The organism is Hyalangium ruber, from assembly GCF_034259325.1.
GTDB lineage: Bacteria > Myxococcota > Myxococcia > Myxococcales > Myxococcaceae > Hyalangium_A > Hyalangium_A rubrum.
The window spans coordinates 431311-452862 of sequence record NZ_JAXIVS010000003.1 but is presented as its reverse complement, the minus strand read 5'-3'; the positions used below and the strand labels follow the sequence as shown (position 1 = coordinate 452862).

Here is a 21552-nt window from a genome sequence, read left to right as displayed (position 1 = left end):
CGCCGAGGTTTAATCCGCGCCCCGGCGCCTCGGTATGCGCCCACGAAGGATTTCATGAACGCACGTGCTTGGAAGATTGCCCCGCTCCTCTTTGGCTCGGGGTTGTGCGCGCTGGTCTACCAGACCGCGTGGCAGCGTGAGCTGCGCCTGATCTTTGGCGCCTCCACCGCCGCGTCGGCGGCTGTGCTGGCCATCTTCATGGCCGGCCTGGGCCTGGGTGGAGCGCTGCTGGGGCCTCGCGCCGACAAGCACCGCCGCCCACTGGAGCTGTACGGCAACCTGGAAGGCCTCATCGCCCTGAGCGCGGCGGCCACGCCCGTTCTCGTGTGGCTGGCCCGCGAGGTGTACGTCGCGCTGGGCGGCACCGTGGCGCTGGGCATGGCCGGGGGCAGCGTGGTGCGCCTGGTGCTCTCGGCGCTGCTGCTGGCCGTGCCTACGCTGCTGATGGGCGGCACCCTGCCGGCCGTGGCCCGCGCGGCGGAGACGACCGGGGACGTGCGTCGGCGCGCGCTGGCCGTGCTCTATGGAGTGAACACCCTGGGCGCCGTGGCCGGAGCGGCCCTGTCCACCTTCTTCCTCTTCGAGGTCTTCGGAACCCAGCAGACGCTGTGGCTGGCCTGTCTCCTCAATGGGCTCATCGCCATGGCGGCCCGGGTCATGTCGCGCTCGATGCCGGAGCAGGAGGCTTCCTCCGCTGCCGCCGAGCCCGCTCCCGAGGCCGAGCCCGCCCGCTTCGCTCCGCCCCCGCGCACGTTCGTGCTGGCCGCCGCCGCCGCGGTGGGCTTCGCCTTCCTGCTGATGGAGCTGGTCTGGTACCGAATGCTCAGCCCGCTGCTGGGGGGCTCCACCTTCACCTTCGGGCTCATCCTCATCATCGCGCTGCTGGGCATCGGCCTGGGAGGCGGTGCCTACGCGGCATGGGGACGGGACCGGCCCGCCACGGTGCGGGGCTTTGCCCTTACGTGCCTCGCGGAGGCGCTCTTCATCGCCGTGCCCTATGCCCTCGGGGACCGGGTGGCGGTGTTCGCCATGATGCTGCGCTCGCTCGAGGGCTTCGGCTTCATCGGACTGGTGATGAGCTGGTCCGCGGTGGCTGCGCTCGTCATCCTCCCGGCGGCCTTCATCTCCGGCGTCCAGTTCCCCCTGCTGCTGGCGCTGCTGGGGCGTGGGCGGGAGAACGTCGGCAAGGAAGTGGGACTCGCGTACGCGTGGAACACGGTGGGCGCCATCATCGGCTCCCTGGCCGGCGGCTTCGGGGTGATGCCGCTGCTGACAGCTCCTGGAACGTGGCGGCTCGTGGTCGGCCTGCTGCTGGTGCTCGGCGCGGCGGCCCTGGTGCTGGCGCTGCTCCGCGAGCGGCAGGTCGGCAGATTGTGGCTGCCCGCCGTCGCGGGCGCCCTGGCCGTGATGATGCTCATGGCGCCCGGTCCCAGCGCCGCCTGGCGGCACAACCCCATCGGCGCGGGACGTGCCCGGCTGGAGCGCCCCACCTTCAACCGGCTGCGCGAGTGGGCCAGCACCCCGCAGCGCGAGCTGATGCTGGAGTTCGAGGGCGTCGAGAGCAGCGTGGGCGTGCTCGTGAAGGATGGCAGCGCCTTCTACGTGAACGGCAAGTCGGACGGGAACAGCATCGGGGATGCGTCCACCCAGGTGATGAGCGGGATGGTGGGCATGCTCCTCCACCCGCAGCCGCGCCAGGCGCTCGTCATCGGCCTGGGCACGGGCAGCTCCGCCGGGTGGATCGGCGCCGTGCCGGACGTGGAGCGGGTGGATGTGGTGGAGATCGAGCCTGCCATCCTCAAGTTCGCCGAGCACGCCGCGCCGGTGAACATGAACGTGATGTCCAACCCCAAGGTTCACACCTTCATCGGGGATGCGCGCGAGGTGCTGCTCGCCTCGAAGCAGCGCTACGACATCATCCTGTCCGAGCCCTCCAACCCCTACCGCGCCGGCATCTCCAGCCTCTTCACCCAGGACTTCTACCAGGCGGTGCGGCAGCGCATGGCCCCGGGCGGCATCTTCATCCAGTGGCTCCAGGCGTATGAGATCGACGCCACGACGGTGCGGAGCGCCTACGCCACGCTCGCCTCGGAGTTCCCGGCGGTGGAGACGTGGCAGACCAACGGGGGTGACTTGCTGCTGGTCGCCACCGAGGCGCCCATCGTCTACGACGCCGACCGGATGCGGGCGCGGCTGGCCCAGGAGCCCTTCCGCAAGGCCGCCCTCGTCGCGTGGTCCACCGACGAGCTGGAGGGCGTGCTGGCCCACTACATCGGCAGTGACGCGCTGGCCCGGAAGCTGGCGGAGGGCCACGAGGCCTTCATCAACACCGATGATCTGTCCTTCATGGAGTTCGCCATCGCCCGGACGGTGGGGCGCTCGGAGTCCTCGAAGATTCCCGCCATGCTGCGCACCGGGGCCCTCTCCCTGCAGGCCTCGCAGCCCGCCCTGAGCCGGGGCGCGGTCGACTGGGCGCGCGTGGAGGTGCAGCGCGTGACCGTGGCGACCGCCACCCGGGGCGTGCTGTTGACGCAGCCGCAGAACCCCGACCGTGCCACCGTGGGCCACCAGGAGTTCATCAAGCTGGTTCAGCGCGGGGACTTCCCGGCGGCCGTGAGCAAGTGGCGCGAGGGTGGGTGGCAGCCCAAGGGCCTGCTGGAGCTGACGTGGGTGTCGCAGGCGCTCGCGCAGACCGGGGACGAGGCCGCGCTACCGTTCATCGAGCAGCTGCGGCCCCTGGCGGCCATGGAGGCGGAGGCGCTGCTCGGCGTCCTGCGGCTGCGGCAGGGCCGGTGGACCGAGGCGGCGGGCGCCTTCGAGCAGGCCTATGTCTGGTTGTCCAAGGAGCCCTGGGGCCAGCGCACCGTGACCGCCCTGCTGCTGGAGGCCACGCAGGAGCTGGCGCGCAAGGAGCGCTCCCTGGGACTGCGCCTGTACGCCCACCTGGAGCAGCCGTTCGCCGGCTACGCGCTCCAGGCCGAGCGGCAGCGGGTGCGGGTGAACCTGGCTCGCCGGTTGGACTGGGGCGGCCTGTGTCAGAAGGCGCTCGAGCCCTACCAGGAGCACCCGCTGTGGCGGCAGCGCTTCCTGGCCGATCGCTACGAGTGCTACGAGCACCACAAGGATCCGCTGCGCGAGCAGGCCATGGCCTCGCTCAGCGCCTTCCTCGTCGATGAGCCGCCCCTGCTCTGGGAGGGGGAGATGGCGGGGCCCGGCGGCCAGCGCCAGGAGGAGCCCGAGGCCCCCGCGTCCGCGAGCTCACAAGACAGCGGGCCCTGAGCCCCGGGCGCGCAGCACCGCCTCCACGCGGGCTACGTCCTCGGGCACGTCCACGGCCACCGTGCTCCAGCGCACCTGCCCGCAGCGGATGCGCAGGCCGTGCTCCAGCGCCCGGAGTTGCTCCAGCTTCTCCGCCTCTTCCAGAGGCGTAGGGGTCAGCGAGGCCAGCTTCCGCAGCGTCTCGTGCCGATAGCCGTACAGGCCGATGTGCGCCCACCGCTGCACGCTGCCCTCGTGCCCCGCCTCCCGGATGAAGGGCAGCGCCGCCCGGCTGAAGTAGAGCGCGTCCCCGTTGCGCGCCAGCACCGCCTTCACCACGTTCGGGTTGGGCACCTCGGCGGCCTCCAGCGGCCGGACCAGCGTGCCCATCTCCACGGCCGAGTCCGAGAACAGCCCCGCCAGCACCTTCAGCGCCTCCGGGTCCAACAGCGGCTCGTCGCCCTGCACGTTCACCCACACGTCCACGCCCGGGCGGCCCCGCGCCACCTCCGCCACCCGGTCCGTCCCCGTGGCGCAGTCGGGGCTCGTCATCACCGCCGTGCCGCCGAAGCGCGCCACCGCCTCCTGGATGCGCACATCGTCCGTGGCCACCAGCACCTCATCGAAGGCGTGGGATTCCTGACAGCGGCGCCACACATGCTCCACCATGGCCCGGCCGGCGATGAGGGCGAGCGGCTTGCCAGGGAAGCGGGTGCTGGCATGGCGGGCGGGGATGACGGCGACGGTCCGGAGAGAGGCCATGGCCGGCCCGTCTATCAGATTCAGGACGCCTCGCCCGCACTGATGGGCCCCCGACACTGGCCACCGGACAGACCGTGCCTAGCTTCCCCGGGCCATGAAGAAGGTTCTCCATATCGTCGGCGCGCGCCCCAACTTCATGAAGGTGGCGCCCATCCACAAGGCCATCGCCCAGCGCGGTCGGCTCTCGCAGATCCTCGTCCACACCGGCCAGCACTACGACGTGAAGATGAGTGATGTCTTCTTCACCGACCTGGGCATGCCCGCGCCGGACGTCTACCTGGGCATCGGCTCGGGCAGCCACGCGGAGCAGACCGCCCGCATCATGATCGAGCTGGAGAAGGTCTTCCTGCGCGAGAAGCCAGACCTCGTCTCCGTGGTGGGTGACGTCAACAGCACCCTGGCCGGCGCCCTGGTGGCCTCGAAGATGGGCATCCGCATCTCCCACGTGGAGGCGGGCCTGCGCAGCTTCGACACCACCATGCCCGAGGAGATCAACCGCATCGTCACGGACCGACTCGCGGACCTGCTCCTCACGCCCTCTCAGGATGGCGACGCCAACCTCCTCAAGGAGGGCGTGGACCCGTCCCGCATCCACTTCGTGGGCAACGTGATGATCGACACGCTGCTCGCCTCCAAGGCCCAGGCCGAGAAGCTCTCCACGCTCCAGGAGCTGGGGCTCACCGCCGGCAACTACGCGGTGTGTACGCTCCACCGGGCCTCCAACGTGGATGATCCGAAGGTGCTGGGCGGGCTCCTGTCCGCGCTGGCCCACGTGGCCGGGCGGATGCCCATCCTCTTTCCGGTCCACCCGCGCACGCGCAAGATGTTGGCCGACCAGGGCCTGAGCGGCATGCTCGAGCGCACTCCGGCGCTGCGCCTCGTGGAGCCCATGGGCTACCTGGAGTTCCTCGCGCTCACCTCGCAGGCTCGGCTCATCCTCACCGACTCGGGCGGCCTTCAGGAGGAGTCCACGGCGCTGGGCGTGCCGTGCCTCACGCTGCGCGAGAACACCGAGCGCCCCATCACCGTGGAGCAGGGCACCAACCTCGTCGTCGGCACCGACCCGGTGCGCATCAGCCAGGAGGCGGACCGCATCCTCGACGGCCAGGGCAAGCAGGGCCGGGTGCCGGCGCTGTGGGATGGGCGCTCCGCCGAGCGCATCGCCGAGCTGTACGAGCGCGTGCTGGGCGCGGGCTCCGAGGAGCTGCGCGCCACGGCGTGACAGCCGTGGCCGGCCCTCAGGCCATGGCGCCCGAGGGCCGCTCCTCCTGGACGAGCGGCAGGTGCAGGGTGAAGGTGGTGCCCTTGCCCGGCTCGCTCCGCACTTCGACGCGCCCCTTGTGCCGGGCGATGATGCCGTAGCTGACGTAGAGCCCCAGCCCCGTGCCCTGGCCGCGGGGCTTGGTGGTGAAGAAGGGGGTGGCGAGCCGGGCCAGTGTCTCCGGGTCCATTCCCTTGCCCGTGTCCGAGATGCTCACCACCACCTCGTCACCCTCCTGCCGCGTGCGGACGCGGATCTCTCCCCACTTCTCGATGGCCTGCGAGGCGTTGACCAGCAGGTTGGTGAAGACCTGCGCGAGCTGGGTGGGGTAGCAGGCGACGAGCGGCAGCTCGCCGAAGTCGCGCTTGAGCTCGCACTTGTACTTCAGCTCGTTCCAGACCATCCGCAGCGTGGACTCCAGCTCCTCGTTCAGGTCCACGTGCTGGGGCTGCTCCTCCTCCTCGCGGGAGAAGGTGCGCAGGCCCTGGGCGATCTCCTTGATGCGCCGCGAGCCATCCAGCGACTCCCGGACGATGTCCGTCATGTCCTGGAGCAGGAACTCCGTGTCCTGTCCCGCCCACAGCTCGCGCGCCCGCGTGAGCTGCTCCGCCGGGGGCGGCTCACCTCGCTTCAGGCTGTCCATGAGCTCGCGCTGGGAGCGCAGCAGCGGCGTGAGGTCCGTCAGGTATCGGCCCAGGGAGCGCAGGTTGCTCGTCACGTAGCTCACCGGGTTGTTGATCTCGTGCGCGACGCCCGCGGCGAGCTGTCCCATCAGCGCCAGCTTCTCGCCCTGGATGAGCTGCGCCTGGCGCTCCTCGGAGAGCTTGCGCTCGGTGATGTTGCGCACGATGCAGACGGCCTCGTCCGGCCCGCTGCGGACCGCGCGTGCCTCGTAGTGCTGGAGCCCCAAGGGCGGCTTGCCCAGCTGGTACTCGTAGACGGCCGTGCCGCCCTCGCGGATGACCCGCTGTACCTGGGTGAGCGTCAGCTCGATGAAGGGCTTGGGCAGAGGCAGGTCCTGGATGCGCTTGCCCAGGAACACCGAGGGCGGCAGCGCCGTCGGCTCCGGGTTCCCGGCGTTGTAGTCGATGAAGGTGCCATCGACGCCGATGCGAAAGATGAGGTCCGGGATGGCCTGGATCAGCGCGCTCAGGCGCTCCTCGGTCTGCTTGTGGACGGTGATGTCGAAGTCGGTGCCCATCACCCGCACCGCACGGCCCTGCGCATCGCGCTCCACCACCTGGGCCCGGCAGAGGATCCACGCCCAGGTGCCATCGGGGCGCCGCGCCCGGTAGGTGAACTGGATGCGGGGCGCGTCTCCTCCCGGCTGCTCTGCGAACATGCGCTGGACCTCCGCCACGTCCTCGGGGTGGCACAGGCGGCCCCACGCGGCGATGGTGTGCTCCAGCTCGCCGGGGAGTTTGCCCACCAGCTCCAGGAAGCGTCGGCTCGGGTGCAGCGTCTCGGTGGGGAGGTCCAGCTCCCAGAAGCCATCCTCCACGCAGCCTAGAGCCAGGCTCAGGCGCTCCGTGTTCGCCTGGGCCTGCCGTAGCGCCTCCTCGGTCCGTTGCCGCCGCTGCTCGGCGTGCGAGCCCTGCACGAGGACGGCCCCAACGGTCAGCAGGGGCTGGAGGGCGCCGATGAGCTCGGCGTCATAGCCGCCGGGTCGGTTCGCCAGGCCGATCATCCCCACCCGCTCCCGCCGCACCTCGAGGGGCAAGAGCAGGAAGGTGCTCACGGGGGCGCCTCCCGGTGAGAGCGGGAGGCCCCGGAGGGCCGAAGCATCATTGAAGAGCGCGGCGAGCTCTGAGTCCGGGGCGCGCTCCAGCGCGTCCATCCAACACGTAGGCGTGGAGGCCAGGGCCCGGAAGCGGGGAGCGGACGCCGCCTCCGGGAAGAGCTCGCCCACGAACCCGTACCCGCTCCGGGTCTGTTCGAGGAGCAACCCGAGCAGCCGGGCGCAGAGCTGCCGCACGTCACCTCCCCGATGGAACTCCGTCTGGAGCTCCATCGCGGCCCACACCCCGGAGTCGCGGGCTGGAGGCTCCTCCGACGTCACACGCATGCCCCCTTGCCCTGGGGCGCGCTCTTCTTGAGAGAGTGGAGCCAGGCCTTTGGGTGGGGACATCAGGACCTCTGAGGTAGGGAGCCATCATACTCGGACTCGGGGTGGGATGGCTGCCCTGGTTGCTGGGCGAGGGGCGGAGCCCTCCTGCGTGGCGCTCCGGCCCGTGTTAGGAGGGGGCCGGCGGCATGAGCGAGAAGAGCGCGGAAATCCCTACCTCGGGCGAGGCGGCCGAGGGCTACGTCGACATCGAGTACGTCGTGGAGCCCAACTACGCCGGCTGGCGCTTGGACCGCTACCTCAACGAGAAGATCCGCCGCCTGTCCCTCGCGCGCATCCGGGGCATCATCCAGCGGGGCCTCATCTGTGAGCACCGCCTCACGCCCTCCACGCTGGTCTACCCGGGGCTCATCTTCAGCATCCGCCGCCGCGCCAGCGACGAGCCGGACACGCCGACCGAGCTGCCGATCGCCTTCCAGGACGACTGGCTCCTCGTGCTCGACAAGCCCGCGGGCCTGCCCATCCACCCCAGCGCCCGCTACCAGACGGGCACGTTGACGACCTTGCTGCGGGAGCGCTTTGGCGAGCACTTCGCCGAGCCCGCCCACCGCCTGGACCGCGAGACGAGCGGGCTCGTCGTCTGTGGGCGCACCACCGAGTCGTGCCGCGTGCTGGGGCGTCTCTTCGTCTCTCGCGACGTCCATAAGGAGTATCTCGCCATCTGCGAGGGCCACCCGCCCGAGGACACCTTCTTCGTGGACGCGCCCATCGCCGAGGGCACCGCGCTCATCCGCATCGCCGTGCGCATCGACGCCGTGCAGGGCAAGGAGAGTCGCACCCGCTTCCAGGTGCTCCAGCGCTTCACCCGCGACGGGGAGCCCTTCGCCCTGCTGCGCTGCTATCCGGAGACGGGTCGCCAGCACCAGATCCGCATTCACCTGCACGCGGCGGGCTTTCCCCTCGTGGGGGACAAGATGTACGGCCCCGATCCGGGCTACTTCGACCGTTTCAGCAAGCACTGCCTGGAGCCCGAGGCCTGGGTGCGCCTGCGCCTGCCCCGCCACGCGCTCCACGCCGCCCATCTCTCCTTTCCCCATCCGGGGACCGGGGAGCGGGTGACGTTCGACTCACCGCTGCCGGGGGACCTGGTCGACTTCATGGAGGGCAGGAACGGCGAGAAAACTCAGGGGTAGAAAAAAGGCCCGCAACCTTTTCGCGGGGCCTGGGTTCATGCAGGCGAACCCTTTTTCCACTCTCGGGAGTCACCCATGCGCCGCACCCTCCTCATCGCCGCCGCCGCCTTCTGCCTCGGAGGCTTCGCCACCCAGGCCTATGCCGACCGTCAGCCTCGCATGAAGGATGCCCTGGTCCACCTGCAGTCCGCGCTCGACTCCCTGGAGAAGGCTGCCTCCGATAAGGGGGGGCACCGCGTGAAGGCCATCCAGAGCACCAAGGACGCCATCGATGAGGTGAAGAAGGGCATCGCCTTCGACAACAAGCACTGAGCAGCGCTCACCCCGCCCCCTCTCCGCACGGGAGAGGGGAGGGCGGCTTCCATGCACGTGCGCTCAGGCCGTGAGCTGCTTGCCCGCGGGCATCGTCGGGCCCGTGGCCACCGCCGCCTCGGCGTTATTCGGCTCGGCGCTCGCCGCGGTTGCTGCCTTGGCGTTGGCCGCAGCCGCCGCCTCGCTCAGCTCTCCGGCCAGGTACTTTCCGGAGAAGCACGCCGTGCAGAAGGTGTTGCGCTCCTTGTCGCCCACCGCCGCGCCCAGCCCCTCCAGCGAGAGGTAGCCCAGGGTGTCCGCCGTCACGTAGCGGGCGATCTCCTCCGTCGAGTGGTTGGAGGCGATCAGCTCCTGCCGGCTCGGCGTGTCGATGCCGTAGTAGCAGGGCCAGCTCGTCGGCGGAGACGAGATGCGCAGGTGGACCTCCACCGCCCCGGCCGCCTTCAGCATCTTGACGATCTTCCGGCTCGTGGTGCCGCGCACGATCGAGTCGTCCACCACCACCACGCGCTTGCCCTTGAGCACCTGCCGCACCGCCGACAGCTTCAGCTTCACGCCGAAGTGACGGATCGACTGCTGCGGCTCGATGAACGTGCGCCCCACGTAGTGGCTGCGGATGAGCCCCACGTCATACGGGATCCCGCTCACCTGCGAGAAGCCGATCGCCGCCGGCACTCCCGAGTCCGGCACGGCGATGACCAGGTCCGCTCCCGGCGCGGGCTGCTCGCGCGCCAGCTGTCGCCCCAGCTCCTTGCGCGTCTCGTACACGCTCGTGCCGAACAGCACCGAGTCCGGCTTGGCGAAGTACACGTGCTCGAAGATGCAGCGCCCCAGCCGCGTCGGCACGAAGGGCTGGCTGGTGCGCATGCCCTGCGCGTCGATGACGACCATCTCGCCGGCCTCGAGCTCGCGGATGTACTCCGCCTCGATGAGGTCCAACGCCGTCGTCTCGCTGGCCAGCACGTAGCTGTTGCGCAGCCGCCCCAGCACCAGCGGCCGGAAGCCGTACGGGTCTCTCACCGCCACCAGCTGCCCCTGCGTGAGGAACAGCAGGCTGTAGGCCCCCTTCACCTTGCTCAGCGCCTCGATGACCTTCTTCTCGAAGGTGGGCTGCCGCGAGCGGGCGATGAGGTGGATGACGACCTCGGTGTCCGAGTCCGACTGGAAGATGGCTCCGTCGGCCTCCAGCGACGTCCGCAGCTCCTTGGCGTTCACCAGGTTGCCGTTGTGCGCCACGGCCATCTGCCCGCCCGCGTACTCCACCGACAGCGGCTGGGCGTTCTTGAGCTGGCTGACGCCCGCCGTGGAGTAGCGCACGTGGCCGATCGAGGCGTTGCCTGGCAGCTTCTCCAGCGTCGGCGCGCCGAAGATGTCCGCCACCAGCCCCATCTGCCGATGCGAGCGCAGCTGGCGCCCGTCAGACGCGACGATGCCGGCCGACTCCTGCCCGCGGTGCTGCAGCGCGTGCAGACCCAGGTACGTGAGGTTCGAGGCCTCGGGATGTCCGATGATTCCGAAGATGCCGCACATGGTGGCGCCTTATCCCCTTTTCGAGCGCACAGCGGAACAGGAACCCTCTCCCTTCTGCTGGGTATTCCACCCACCCCAGGTCGGAGCGTGTGGGCGGGCGGGCAGGGGAGGGCCCGCGTGGTGGCTGTGCGATAGCCAGCCCCCGGAAAACCTGAACGGTTAGGCTTCCGCCCCGCATGGCCTCGAGACGCCGCCTCCTGCGCTCCCTGCTGCCCTTCGCGCTGCTCACTGCGGGCGCGGCGTATGCCATCGCCTCGTGGAACTGGTGCGGGCGGTGGGAGACCCGCCCTCCAGCGCTCATGCTCAACACCCGCGCCGAGGGGGCCTTGAAGGTCGGGGCTGCTCGGGTGCCGCTGCAGCCGCCTTTTCCCGTCGTCGTCGCCGGCTACCCGCCTCCGCGTCCCGAGGCCTCCCAGGCCGCGCCGGCTCCCCACGCCCGCGCCGTCGTGGTGCAGGTGGGCGAGGTGCGCGTGGGCCTCGTCTCCCTGGAGCTGCTGTCGGTGACGGCGAACCTGGTGGAGCCCCTCCGCCTGCGAGGCGCGGAGCTGGGCATCAACGACGTGCTGGTGTTCGCCACGCACACGCACTCGTCCTTGGGTGGCTATGACTCGCGGCTGGTGGCCCAGATCGCGGGCACCGGGCGCTACCGGGACGACTCCCTGAGCGCGGTCAGCTCCGCGGCCCTGGAGGCGCTCAGGCAGGCCGCCGCCACGCTCACGGACGCGACATTGGAGGTGGGCGAGGCGCGTGAGCCGGGCTTCGTCTACTCGCGCTCGGGTGGCGAGCCTCCGGATGGCGTGCTCACCCGGGTCGTCTTCCGGGGGGCGTCGGGGCCTGTCGCCGAGCTGCTCCTGCTCGCCGCGCACCCCACCCTGGTACCCCGCCAGCATGCCTCCGTGGACCCGGACTATCCGGGTCGCCTCAGCGAACTTCGCGAGGCCGGGGGCGGGGTGGTGCTCGTGCTCCAGGGGGCCGTGGGCAACGCCTCCGTGGCCTTCAATGAGGGACAGGGCGTGGAGCGCGCGGCGGCCTTCGCCCAGGCGCTCTCGGGGTTGGTGGACAAGGCCGTGCCCTCGGCCGTTCCGGGGCCGACGCGGCTGGCGCTGGCGCGCGCGGAGGTGGCGCTGCCTCGGCCGGACTCCTCCCGGCTGGTGCCCGCCCTCACCCGGGCCGCTGGGGACAACTTCCTGTGCCACTCCTCCGCCCGGGTGGCCGCGGTGAATGCACTCGCGCTGGGGCCCCTGGAGCTGCTCACGCTCCCCGGTGAGCCCACCATGGGAGCGGGCCAGGTGCTGCTCCAGCGCACCGGCGCCACGCGCGTGCTGGGGCTCTCCGGAGACTACATCGGCTATGTGGACACGCCCGAGCAGGTGGCTCAGAAGGCCGGCGAGTCCAAGCGTCAGTACTTCGGCCCCACGCTCCTCGAGCGCCTGGGCGCCGCGGCCCAGAGCGCTTCCGAGGCCGCGGGCTTCACCCGCGAGCCGTAGGGCTCACAGGTCGTCGAACTCCGAGTCCTCCTTGCGCTTCTTGAAGAGCAGCGCCGTGCGCCCCAGCAGCTGCACCAGCTCCGAGCCGGTGCCCTGTGCCATGCGCTCGGCGGCCTCGTGCCGCGTCTCCGGGCCCTCGTTGATCTTCACCTTGATGAGCTCGTGGTCGTTCAGCGCCTGCGTCAGGGCGCTCAGCACGCCCTCGGTGACGCCGGACTGACCTACGAGAACCACGGGCTCCAGGTGGTGCCCCTTCGCGCGCAGGGCGCGGCGCTGCTTGCCGGTGAGCGGCACGTCGTCTCCTTCAGTGGCGTGAGGCGCACTCCAGCGCCTCATGCGGGGGCGCACCCTACTTCTTCTGGGCCGCCATGCGCACTTCTCGCTGCGCATCGATGTGATCTGGCTGAAGCTCCACGGTGCGCTTGAAGTGCTTGAGGGCCCCGGTGGCGTCCCCCAGCGTCTTGGCCATGAGGCCCATGAAGTAGTGCGCCGGAGCGCAGCGCTCGTTCTTCTTGATGGCCTGCTGGAGCTCTCGGAACACCTCGGGCTGGATGGCCTTCTTGTCCGGCGCCGCGCAGAAGCGGGCGTAGGCGCGCCAGGCGTGGAACTCGGCCTCCGCCCCGTTGAGCTGGATGGCCTCGTCGAAGATGGCCACCGCCTCGGCGTACTTGCGCGCCTTCATGAAGATGGTGCCCTTCTTGAAGCGCTCCTCCGCCTGGAGGATGGCCACCACGTCCACCTCTTCCTGACCCTCCGCGCCCCCCTTGAGCGTTTCGATGTAATCGGCCCGGCTCTTGTCGTCCGTGAGCGTGCGGTAGGCATCGCCGATGTAGCCGAAGATCTCCGCCTTGAGCTTCTCCAGCTCCGGCGGCGCGTTGGGTGGCAGTGTGTCCGGGTGGTACAGCCGGGCCAGCTTGAAGTAGGCGCCCTTCACCGCGCCCGCGTCCGTCTGCTGCGGGAGGCCCAGCCGATCGAAGTGGTTCTGGCCCTTCAGGGTGGCCGCCGTCTGCCGCAGGGTGGGGAGGTCGTCCGGCCCTGCTGCGCTGGCGGGAGCCGCGGAGGCTGCCGGAGCGCTCGGCTGCGGTGCGGCGGGCTTCGGGGCCGTGGGCGCGGCCGGAGCGGGCGCTGCTCCGGGAGCCGCCGGCTTGAGCACGGGCGCGGCGGGCTTCGCGGGGCTAGCGGCGGGGGCGGGGTTCGGAGCCGCCGCGGGCCGGGTGGGTGCGGTGGGAGCGGCGGCTGCGGCGGGCGCTGGGTTGGGAGCCGCGGGCCGGGCGGCGGCTGGGGCCGCTGCGGGCGCAGGAGCGGCGGGCCTGGGAGCAGCGGCCGGGGCGGCAGCGGGTGCCGGGTTGGGCGCGGCGGGCCTGGGGGCAGCGGCGGCCGGGGCGGCAGCAGGCGCCGGGTTGGGAGCGGCGGGCCTGGGAGCAGCAGCGGCGGCCGGAGGCGGATTCGGGGCAGCGGCGGCAGGCGGGGGTGGTGCCGCGCGCTGGGCGACGGCCGCGAAGGAGACTCCTTCCAGCTCCTTCAGCAGGAACGCCAGGCGCAGGATGTGGTCGGTGTCCTGGGGGAAGTCCGTGAGGAGCTGCGCGATGGAGCGCACGCCGTCGATGACGGTGAGCACGCGCACCTCATGCGGGGTGAGGCGCAGGTCGCTCGCGGCCACCATGCCACCTGCCTTCATGATGGGCAGGTTGAGCACGGGCTGCAGGCGCCGCTTGAGGTCCGGAGAGGCGATGCGGCGGACCTGGTCGCTCAGCACGGCCCAGCGGTTGCCCAGCGGCATCGCCTTGGCGGCGGGCAGGTCCTTCGCCTCGTAGGTGAAGGTGCCGGACTCGGCGCGCAGGCCCTTGTGGAGGAGGGAGAGGGCGCGCTGGGAGAGGTGATTGAAGGCGCTGGCGGGCTGGAGCAGCCCCATGCCGAAGAGGGCGGCGAGCAGATCGCCTCCGAAGCGCGCGCGGGCGCCCTCGGCCTGCTGGAGCTGCTCGGCGGAGAGCAGCTTCGCCTGGGTGAGCACCGTGCCGAGCGCGTCCTCGGGGTGCGAGGAGTCGACGAACTCGGGGCTGCCCTTGCGGAAGTGGATCTGGATGGCGCGGTCGGCGAGCCTCAGGGTGAGCAGGCCCGTGTGCGTGCCCGCGGAGATGCGGCCGTAGAGCTGGATGGGCGAGCTCTGTTCGAGCGAGCCCTGCGCGGGCGGCGGCGCCAGGGACTCCGGAGTAGCGACAGGAGGGGGCGTCGCGGCGGGGGAAGTGGCGGCAGCGGGCCCCACCGTGGGCACTGGTCCCGAGGGGCGTGCCGGCGAGGCGGCTCCAGGCCCCACTGCGGCGTGAGCGCCCGAAGGCGCCACGCCTGGGGCAGGCCTGGGCGCGGTACCGGCGGTTGGGGCTCCGGGGGCGGCGGGTGCGCCCGGAGCTACACCGGCGGGCCCGGGCGGACGCTGCGCCGCGCCCGGAGGCGCGACGGGACGGAAGCTACCGGAGGGGTTGCTCGGCATGGCGCCCGGGGGCACCCCGGCGGGGCGGGCTCCGGGGGCTCCTGCTGGGGCGCCGGCCTGGGGAACAGCGCCGGGGACGACGGGCCTGGGGGCGCCGGCTTGAGGAACGGTGCCGGGCGCGGGTCGGGGCGCGTTGGCCTGAGCCACGGCTCCCGGGCCCGCCATGGGCGCTGCCCCTGGGGTTGCCGTGACTGGAGGCGCGGCGGCGGCGGTCGGCCGCCCCATCTCCGGGGGAAGCTCCGCCCTGGCCACGGGGACGGTTGCACCCGGGGCCACGACGTCCCCCCACATCTCGCGGGGGAACGCGTCACGCAGATGCGGAAACCGCCCCGGGAAGGCGAACTGAAGCCCATCCTCGGACACCTGCAGCCGACCCTGGATGACGCCGTTGTCGATCAACAGCTCGATGGTCGCCAGGGTCAGCGGGCCCCACACAACGCCCTTGTCGTTGCGGACGAAGTACTGCCGGACTTCTCCCTCCGCCATGCGCGGTCTCGCTCCTTGGGTGTCACCCTAGCGCCATCGGCGCATTCAACCAAACAGCCATGCAGGCCCGTTGCTTCAGGGCTGGGCCCCTTCCATCGCCGCCAGGCCGATGAGGGCCATGCAGGAGTCCTCACCCTGGAGGGTGGTGGGAGGGTCGAAGCAATGGACTTCACTGTCGAATACCTTGCACACCCCCTTGGGCGTCGAGGCGCAGGCGGATCGGGAGTAGGCCGTCGCGCACGCGTAGCCACAGGCCGCGGTGCCGTCATTGGAGCGGCACTGGGGGGCGGGCAGGTTGCGCCCGAAGGCGCAGACGGCCCCCGGAGAGGGGTCGAAGCAGGTGACGCGCCCGCCCTCCGCCTTGCAGATGCCGAAAGGGGTGGCGGCGCACTTCACGCCCTCGGAGCTGGCGGCACATTTATAGCCGCAGGCGAAGTCCATCCCCTGGGTCTTGCACTCGACCTTGGGCGTCTCCCGGCCGTAGATGGCGAACACCGAGGCGGGAGGGTCCACGCACTCCACGGTCTGCCCGCGGCCCCGGCACACGCCCGCGGGCGTGCGCGCGCAGTTCACCTTGCCGAAGTACGAGGCGCAGGAGTAGCCGCACGCCACCTGCCCCTCGGAGACCGTACACTCGGGCTGGGGCAGCGCGCCGCCATAGGCCCGGACGACATAGGCGGGCGGGTCGAAGCACACCACCTGCCCGTCGAGCACCTGGCAGATGCCCTGCGGAGTCTTGGCGCACCGGGCGCGCATGCCGTCCGACTTGCAGGCAAAGCCACAGGCCACCTGACCATCGATGTTACGGCAGGTGGGCACCGAGGGGTCCGACGAGGCCCGAGGCGCCTGGGACAGCAGGACGAGGACAAGAGGGACGAGCGAAACGGGCACGGGGACCTCGGAGGGCAGCGGATCCGGGATTGACGCTCAGGTGGGCCTGGGGCGCAAGCGCGACGTCGGCGGAAGGGCATGGTAGTGGAGGCGCCGCCCGCGCGGAGGTGGGCCCCTGCCTTGGATGTCTCCTCCCTCGACATTGTCCTGCTGTGCCTCGCGGCGCTGATCGCGGGCGGCGTGGATGCCATCGCTGGCGGGGGAGGGCTCATCACCCTGCCCATGCTCCTGGCGACCGGGCTGCCACCGCACGTGGCGCTGGGCACCAACAAGGGCCAGTCCGTCTTCGGAGCCTTTGCCGCGCTGGTGCGCTTCTCTCGCGCGGGGCTGGTGAGCGGGAAGCTGGCGTGGGTGACGTTCCCCTTGGGGCTCGCGGGGGCATTCGCGGGAGCGCGGCTGGTGCTGTGGGTGAAGCCCGAGGTGCTCAAGCCGCTGGTGCTCGTGCTGCTCATCGCCGTGGCGGCTTTCCTCGCCTTCCGCAGAGGGCCTCCGCCGGGGGAGCGGCCGGAGCCGCCCCTGTCGAGGATGCGGGTGCTCGGAGGCGTGGTCGCCCTGGTGATTGGCGCGTACGACGGCTTCTTCGGTCCGGGGACGGGCACCTTCCTCATCGTCGCGTTCTCCACCCTGCTGGGGCATGGGCTGATGCGCGCGTCCGCGGACGCCAAGGTGGTCAACTTCGCCTCCAACATCGCCTCCGTGGCGCTCTTCGCGTGGAAGGGCGTGGTGTTGTGGAAGGTGGCCCTGCCCATGGCCGTGGCCCAGTTCACCGGCGCGTGGATCGGCGCCCACCTCACCGTGAAGGGTGGGGACAAGCTGGTGCGCAAGGTGGTGCTCGTCGTGGTGGCGGCGCTGGTCCTGAAGCTGGGGAGCGACCTGTTGTCGAGGTGAGTCGCCAGGTGGGACACCGTGCTCCCGGAGGGCCTCGAGCTTCTCGGGACGAGCGGCCCAGCATCGCTCGCCCTCAGGGCTCGCACTTCGCGCCGGGCGCGGGCGGCGGGTGCCCGGTGTACGTCAGCCCGGCGGGCCCGTACCAGGGCATGACCTCGATGGTGAAGCGGCCCGCCTTGACGGCCGGATCGGTCTGGGTGAGCGCGACGGCCTCCTCCATCGTCTGCACATCGAAGATGAAGAGGCCCGCGAGCGCATCCTTGGGTGGGTTGGCGCCCACGTCGAAGGGGCCGGCGATGAGCAGCTTGCCGCACGCCGCCAGCCGATGGATGTTGGCCATGTGCCCCTCGCCCGCCGCGACGGCCTCCGGAGTCCGTTCCGCGCTCCAGGCCGGCCCGCGTCGCAGGAAGGCCATGTAGTAGGTGCGCATCTTGAACTCTTCGCGCGGGGGCTCCGGCGGCTGGGCCTGAGCGGCCTTACCGGTGGCGCAGCCGGTGAGCAGGGCAAAGAGGCAGAGGAAGAGGGTCGAGCGCATGCCTCTTCGTAACACGCCTGTCGGGCGGTCAGCCGATGTGGACCAGCATCGAATGGCCGCGCCGGGCCACCTGGCTCACGAACTTGCGCAGCTCCGCGAAGTAGCTCAGCAGCTCTTCCAGCGGGTCCTCGTCGTCCGGCGGCTCGTCCCACGTGCCCGGATAGATTTCGAGCTGCTGCAGCGTCCCGGTGTCGAAGCGCTGGCGCAGCGTGTCCAGCGAGAGCTTCTGCAGGGCCTCGGAGAGCTTCTTCACCTGGTCTGGCGTGAAGATGCGTGCCGTGCCCTCATCCGAGGGGATGTCTCCGACGTCCTGCCCGCCGCGCACCAGGAAGTCCAAGGGGGCGGTGCCTTCCCAGGCGGTCTCCGTGAGCAGGTACTGGAGCCCATGCCACGTCTCTCCGATGTCGAGCTCCAGGAACTTCGTGCCCTGCGTATCGCCAAAGTCCTCCTCGTCATCCAGGAAGGGCTCCAGCCGCTCGGGTGCCTTCAACAGTGCCTCGCGCTGGGCCTCCGTCGCGCTGCGCAGGGTGCAGAGCATTTCCATGGTGGCTCCTGGGGCTCGAGGGCTGACTACAGCACCACGTGTTCCTTGTGCTCGCCGAAGACGTCGCGCATCGCGTCGGAGATCTCTCCCAGCGTCGCGTAGGCCTTCACCGCGTCGAGAATGAGCGGCAGCAGGTTCTCGTCCGCCGTGCCCGCCGCCTTGCGCAGCGTGTCCACCGCGCGCGTCGCCGCGGCGTTGTCCCGCTCGGCCCGCAGCTTCTTCATCCGCTCGGCCTGCACCCGCTCCACGTTCTCGTCCACGCGCAGCAGCCCTGACGGCGGTGGCTCCTTGACCTGGAATTGGTTCACCCCCACCACCACCGTGCGCTTCTCCTCCATGTCCCGCTGCGCCTGGTAGGCCGCCTCCTGGATCTCTCCCTGGGGGTAGCCCTTGGCGATGGCCGCCACCATGCCGCCCATGTCGTCGATGCGCCGGAGGTAGTCCTCCGCCTTGGCCTCCAGCTCGTCCGTCAGCGCCTCCACCGCGTACGAGCCGCCCATCGGGTCAATCACATCCGCCACGCCCGACTCGTAGGCGATGACCTGCTGCGTGCGCAGCGCGAGCCGCGCCGCCTCCTCGGAGGGCAGCGCCAGCGCCTCGTCCCGGCTGTTGGTGTGCAGTGACTGTGCCCCACCCATCACCGCCGCGAACGCCTGCAGCGCCACGCGCACCACGTTGTTGTCCACCTGCTGCGCCGTCAGCGTGCTGCCCGCCGTCTGCGCGTGGAACCGGAGCATCATCGAGCGCGGATCCTTCGCCTTGAAGCGCTCCTTCATGATGCGGGCCCACAGCCGCCGCGCCGCCCGGAACTTCGCCACTTCCTCCAGGAAGTTGTTGTGGACGTTGAAGAAGAACGAGAGCCGCCCGGCGAACTCATCCACCGCCAGCCCCGCCTTCAGCGCCGCGTCCACGTAGGCGATGCCGTCCGCCAGCGTGAAGCCGATCTCCTGCGCCGCCGTCGAGCCCGCCTCGCGGATGTGGTAGCCGCTGATGGAGATGGGGTTCCACTTCGGAATCCGCTTCGCGCAGAACGCGAACATGTTCGTAATCAGCCGCAGCGAGGGCTCGGGCGGATAGATGTACGTGCCGCGCGCCATGTACTCCTTGAGGATGTCGTTCTGCACCGTCCCCGAGAGCTGCTCCAGCGCCACGCCGTTCTTCTCGCCCACCGCCGCGTACAGGCACAGCAGGATGGGCGCCGTGGCGTTGATCGTCATCGACGTGGACACTTCTCCCAGCGGCAGGCCCTGGAGCAGCACCTCCATGTCCTTCAGCGAGGAGATGGACACGCCCACCTTGCCGACCTCGCCGCGCGCCCGCGCGTGGTCCGCGTCGCGCCCCATCTGCGTCGGCAGGTCGAACGCCACCGAGAGGCCCGTCTGCCCCGACTTCAGCAGGTAGTGGTAGCGCTGGTTGGCGTCCTCCGCGGTGCCGAAGCCCGCGTACTGGCGCATCGTCCAGAAGCGGCCCCGGTACATGGTGGGCTGCACGCCGCGCGTGAACGGGTACTCGCCCGGAAAGCCGAGCTGCTCCGTGTACTCGCCCTGGGCCTCCTCTGGCGTGTAGACGGGCTTCACCTCGATGCCGCTGGAAGTATCAAAGGAGGGGTGGCGCTCGCCGCCCTTGGCCTTCGCCTTCTCGTAGACCTGCTTCTGCCAGCGTGCCTTCTCGTCCTTGAGGTCCGCCATCACTCCACCACCACGAGCTTCGCGTTGTTCTCCACCGCCGTCCCCTCCTTGGCCAGCAGCTCCACCACCTTGCCGGCCTTGGGGCTCTTCAGCTCGTTCTCCATCTTCATCGCCTCCACCACCACCAGCCCCTGCCCCTCCTTCACCTCGTCGCCCACCTTCACCAGCACCTTCACCACCTTGCCGGGCATGGGGGCGTTGATGACCTGCTTGCCCTCCACCGAGAAGGCCGCCGAGCCCGCGCGCAGCCGCAGCCGCCGCTCGTCCGCCACGTCCACGCGCGCCACCTGCCCGCGGACCAGCACGCCGACCTCGTCGCCGTTCTCCTCGAACTCCACGTGGTACGAGGTGCCGTCCACCAGCATCGACACCGCGCCGTGGTCCAGCGTCAGCGCGTCCACCGTGTACGTGCGCTCGTTGAGCGTCAGCTTGTAGCGCGTGCCTCCCAGTGACTCGATGTCCACCGGCACCGCTTCCTTCTGGCCCTGCAGCTTCGCGAAGTAACGCATGACGACCTTCTGGACTCGTAAATGGGGAAAGGGAGAGGGGGAGCGCTAACGCCGGCGGGTCCGCAGGCCCTGTCGCCACGGGGACTGGCCACCCGTGCCCGCCGAGCCGCCCGCCTTCTGCGGCAGCGTCTTCGCCTTGCGCTGATCCCGCTGGTGCGCGAACACCGCGCTCGCCAGCAGCGCCACCTCGTGAAGCTTCGGGTCGTCCTGCCCCAGCAGCGTGTTGTGCTCGCGCGGCAGGAAGCCCGTGTCGTAGTCGCCGCCGGTGAACTCCGGGTGCGCCAGGATGGCCTTGAGGTAGCGCACGTTGGTGGTGATGCCCTTCACCACGTACTCGTTCAGCGCCCGCTGCGCCCGGGCGATGGCCTCCGCCCGCGTCGGCGCCCACACCGACAGCTTGGAGATCATCGGGTCATAGAAGTTGGGCACCGTGTAGCCCGCGAACACGCCCGAGTCGTCTCGCACGTTCGGCCCACCCGGCACGCGCAGGTACTGGATCTTCCCCGGGCTCGGCATGAAGTTGCGCCCCGGATCCTCCGCGTAGATGCGCACCTCGATCGAGTGCCCCTGCGGCGGCCGCGGCTCGGTGAAGGGCAGCTTCTCGCCCTCGGCCACTTTGATTTGCAGCGCCACCAGGTCCAGCCCCGTCACCCACTCCGTGACCGGGTGCTCCACCTGCAGGCGCGTGTTCATCTCCAGGAAGTAGAAGTTGCGGTGGACGTCCACCAGGAACTCCACCGTCCCGGCGCCCACGTAGTTCACCGCCTTGGCCGCCTGCACCGCCACCGCGCCCATCTTCGCGCGCAATTCCGGGGTGAGGATGGGGCTGGGCGTCTCCTCCACCACCTTCTGGTGCCGCCGCTGCGCCGAGCACTCGCGCTCGTTCAGATGCACCACGTTGCCGTGCCCGTCGGCGAACACCTGGATCTCCACGTGGTGGGGCTTCTCCAGGTACTTCTCGATGTAGACCGCGTCGTTGCCGAACGAGTTGAGCGCCTCGCTCTTGGCCGAGCGCCACGCCGACTCGAAGTCGTGCAGGCCCTCCACCCGGCGCATGCCCTTGCCGCCACCGCCGCCGGCCGCCTTGAGCATGATGGGGAAGCCGATCTTCTCCGCGTACGCCCGCGCCTCCTCCTGCGTGGCGATGGGCTCGGCCGTGCCCGGCACCACCGGCACCCCGACCTTGATCATGTTCTGCCGCGCCCGCGTCTTCTCGCCCATGGCATCCATGGCGGAGGCCGGCGGGCCGATAAAGGTGATGCCCGCCTTCTCGCACGCGCGCACGAAGGAGGCGTTCTCCGACAGGAAGCCGTAGCCGGGGTGGATGGCGTCAGCGCCCGAGGCCTTGGCCGCCTCGAGGATGCGCTCCTGCACCAGGTAGCTTTCGCGCGAGGGCGGCGGGCCCACGAGGTAGGCCTGGTCCGCCATGCGGACGTGCAGGGCGGAGCGGTCCGCCTCCGAGTAGACGGCCACCGTGGCGATGCCGAGCTCCTTGCAGGTGCGCATCACCCGGATGGCGATCTCCCCACGGTTGGCGATGAGGATCTTGCGGATCTTGGGCATGGGGGCCCCTTTAGCACACGCGGGCGCTGCCTCGGTGAATGCCGTGGCTTCGCGTGGGCCGTGACTCCCCGCCCCGGAGGGGGGATAGTCCG

At 70.6% G+C, this 21552-nt stretch carries 17 protein-coding genes; 6 read left to right on the top strand and 11 right to left on the bottom strand.

Annotated elements, in window-relative coordinates; genetic code table 11:
- Positions 1–54: 54 nt before the first annotated feature.
- Positions 55–3279, top strand: a complete 3225-nt coding sequence (locus tag SYV04_RS10780) for a fused MFS/spermidine synthase (RefSeq protein WP_321545599.1) — start codon at positions 55–57, stop codon at positions 3277–3279.
- Here SYV04_RS10780 and kdsB read toward each other — a convergent pair.
- Positions 3259–4020: a 3-deoxy-manno-octulosonate cytidylyltransferase gene (gene kdsB / locus SYV04_RS10775; protein ID WP_321545598.1), complete on the bottom strand. Its 762-nt coding sequence runs from the start codon at positions 4018–4020 to the stop codon at positions 3259–3261. The genes SYV04_RS10780 and kdsB overlap by 21 nt on opposite strands.
- A 94-nt stretch (positions 4021–4114) precedes the next feature.
- Here kdsB and wecB point away from each other — a divergent pair, with 94 nt between their 5' ends.
- On the top strand, positions 4115–5242 hold the full coding sequence (gene wecB / locus SYV04_RS10770) for a non-hydrolyzing UDP-N-acetylglucosamine 2-epimerase (protein ID WP_321545597.1): 1128 nt from the start codon (positions 4115–4117) through the stop codon (positions 5240–5242).
- Positions 5243–5258: 16 nt separating this feature from the next.
- Here the strand turns inward: wecB and SYV04_RS10765 are convergent, their stop codons facing one another.
- The gene (locus tag SYV04_RS10765) at positions 5259–7346 is read right to left on the bottom strand and encodes a PAS domain-containing sensor histidine kinase (protein ID WP_321545596.1); all 2088 of its coding nucleotides are present in this window, start codon (positions 7344–7346) and stop codon (positions 5259–5261) included.
- Between the two features lie 188 nt (positions 7347–7534).
- Here SYV04_RS10765 and SYV04_RS10760 point away from each other — a divergent pair, with 188 nt between their 5' ends.
- Together SYV04_RS10760 and SYV04_RS10755 are read left to right on the top strand one after the other, a co-directional pair.
- Positions 7535–8539 (top strand): RluA family pseudouridine synthase, encoded by a 1005-nt coding sequence (locus tag SYV04_RS10760; RefSeq protein WP_321545595.1) that lies wholly within the window; start codon positions 7535–7537, stop codon positions 8537–8539.
- 75 nt (positions 8540–8614) lie between these two features.
- Positions 8615–8851 (top strand): hypothetical protein, encoded by a 237-nt coding sequence (locus SYV04_RS10755; RefSeq protein ID WP_321545594.1) that lies wholly within the window; start codon positions 8615–8617, stop codon positions 8849–8851.
- Between the two features lie 63 nt (positions 8852–8914).
- Here SYV04_RS10755 and purF read toward each other — a convergent pair whose 3' ends face one another.
- Positions 8915–10381, bottom strand: coding sequence for an amidophosphoribosyltransferase (gene purF / locus SYV04_RS10750; protein ID WP_321545593.1), 1467 nt, complete (start codon positions 10379–10381; stop codon positions 8915–8917).
- Positions 10382–10557: 176 nt separating this feature from the next.
- Between purF and SYV04_RS10745 the strand changes: the two genes are divergently transcribed.
- Positions 10558–11868, top strand: a complete 1311-nt coding sequence (locus SYV04_RS10745) for a hypothetical protein (protein WP_321545592.1) — start codon at positions 10558–10560, stop codon at positions 11866–11868.
- Between the two features lie 3 nt (positions 11869–11871).
- Here the strand turns inward: SYV04_RS10745 and yhbY are convergent, their stop codons facing one another.
- The 3 genes from yhbY to SYV04_RS10730 form a co-directional block, all read right to left on the bottom strand.
- Positions 11872–12162 carry a ribosome assembly RNA-binding protein YhbY gene (gene yhbY / locus SYV04_RS10740; protein ID WP_321545591.1) on the bottom strand — a complete coding sequence of 97 codons (291 nt, stop codon included), beginning with the start codon at positions 12160–12162 and terminating at the stop codon, positions 11872–11874.
- A gap of 55 nt (positions 12163–12217) precedes the next feature.
- A complete protein-coding gene (locus tag SYV04_RS10735; protein WP_321545590.1) occupies positions 12218–14842 on the bottom strand; it encodes a J domain-containing protein in 2625 nt (874 codons plus the stop codon).
- A 75-nt stretch (positions 14843–14917) separates the two neighbouring features.
- On the bottom strand, positions 14918–15733 hold the full coding sequence (locus SYV04_RS10730; RefSeq protein ID WP_321545589.1) for a hypothetical protein: 816 nt from the start codon (positions 15731–15733) through the stop codon (positions 14918–14920).
- Between the two features lie 120 nt (positions 15734–15853).
- Between SYV04_RS10730 and SYV04_RS10725 the strand changes: the two genes are divergently transcribed.
- Entirely contained in the window at positions 15854–16621 is a 768-nt protein-coding gene (locus tag SYV04_RS10725; RefSeq protein WP_321545588.1) for a TSUP family transporter, read from the top strand.
- A gap of 73 nt (positions 16622–16694) precedes the next feature.
- Here the strand turns inward: SYV04_RS10725 and SYV04_RS10720 are convergent, their stop codons facing one another.
- From SYV04_RS10720 to accC, 5 genes are read right to left on the bottom strand one after another with little or no spacing between them, the layout of a single operon-like run.
- The gene (locus tag SYV04_RS10720; protein ID WP_321545587.1) at positions 16695–17156 is read right to left on the bottom strand and encodes a YciI family protein; all 462 of its coding nucleotides are present in this window, start codon (positions 17154–17156) and stop codon (positions 16695–16697) included.
- A gap of 28 nt (positions 17157–17184) precedes the next feature.
- Entirely contained in the window at positions 17185–17700 is a 516-nt protein-coding gene (locus SYV04_RS10715) for a YfbM family protein (RefSeq protein ID WP_321545586.1), read from the bottom strand.
- A gap of 26 nt (positions 17701–17726) precedes the next feature.
- A complete protein-coding gene (locus SYV04_RS10710) occupies positions 17727–19388 on the bottom strand; it encodes an acyl-CoA mutase large subunit family protein (RefSeq protein WP_321545585.1) in 1662 nt (553 codons plus the stop codon).
- Complete coding sequence (locus tag SYV04_RS10705; RefSeq protein ID WP_321545584.1) at positions 19388–19897, bottom strand: DUF2118 domain-containing protein; 510 nt, start codon at positions 19895–19897, stop codon at positions 19388–19390. The genes SYV04_RS10710 and SYV04_RS10705 overlap by 1 nt, the downstream gene beginning before the upstream one ends.
- A gap of 45 nt (positions 19898–19942) precedes the next feature.
- Positions 19943–21460 (bottom strand): acetyl-CoA carboxylase biotin carboxylase subunit, encoded by a 1518-nt coding sequence (gene accC, locus SYV04_RS10700; RefSeq protein ID WP_321545583.1) that lies wholly within the window; start codon positions 21458–21460, stop codon positions 19943–19945.
- Positions 21461–21552: the final 92 nt, after the last annotated feature.

Coding starts and splice junctions, on each gene's coding strand:
- SYV04_RS10765 (WP_321545596.1), bottom strand. CDS start 7,346: ATGCGTGTGACGTCGGAGGAGCCTCCAGCCCGCGACTCCGGGGTGTGG.
- kdsB (WP_321545598.1), bottom strand. CDS start 4,020: ATGGCCTCTCTCCGGACCGTCGCCGTCATCCCCGCCCGCCATGCCAGC.
- SYV04_RS10710 (WP_321545585.1), bottom strand. CDS start 19,388: ATGGCGGACCTCAAGGACGAGAAGGCACGCTGGCAGAAGCAGGTCTAC.
- SYV04_RS10760 (WP_321545595.1), top strand. CDS start 7,535: ATGAGCGAGAAGAGCGCGGAAATCCCTACCTCGGGCGAGGCGGCCGAG.
- SYV04_RS10715 (WP_321545586.1), bottom strand. CDS start 17,700: ATGGAAATGCTCTGCACCCTGCGCAGCGCGACGGAGGCCCAGCGCGAG.
- SYV04_RS10755 (WP_321545594.1), top strand. CDS start 8,615: ATGCGCCGCACCCTCCTCATCGCCGCCGCCGCCTTCTGCCTCGGAGGC.
- purF (WP_321545593.1), bottom strand. CDS start 10,381: ATGTGCGGCATCTTCGGAATCATCGGACATCCCGAGGCCTCGAACCTC.
- SYV04_RS10735 (WP_321545590.1), bottom strand. CDS start 14,842: ATGGCGGAGGGAGAAGTCCGGCAGTACTTCGTCCGCAACGACAAGGGC.
- accC (WP_321545583.1), bottom strand. CDS start 21,460: ATGCCCAAGATCCGCAAGATCCTCATCGCCAACCGTGGGGAGATCGCC.
- SYV04_RS10720 (WP_321545587.1), bottom strand. CDS start 17,156: ATGCGCTCGACCCTCTTCCTCTGCCTCTTTGCCCTGCTCACCGGCTGC.
- wecB (WP_321545597.1), top strand. CDS start 4,115: ATGAAGAAGGTTCTCCATATCGTCGGCGCGCGCCCCAACTTCATGAAG.
- SYV04_RS10745 (WP_321545592.1), top strand. CDS start 10,558: ATGGCCTCGAGACGCCGCCTCCTGCGCTCCCTGCTGCCCTTCGCGCTG.
- SYV04_RS10705 (WP_321545584.1), bottom strand. CDS start 19,897: ATGCGTTACTTCGCGAAGCTGCAGGGCCAGAAGGAAGCGGTGCCGGTG.
- SYV04_RS10780 (WP_321545599.1), top strand. CDS start 55: ATGAACGCACGTGCTTGGAAGATTGCCCCGCTCCTCTTTGGCTCGGGG.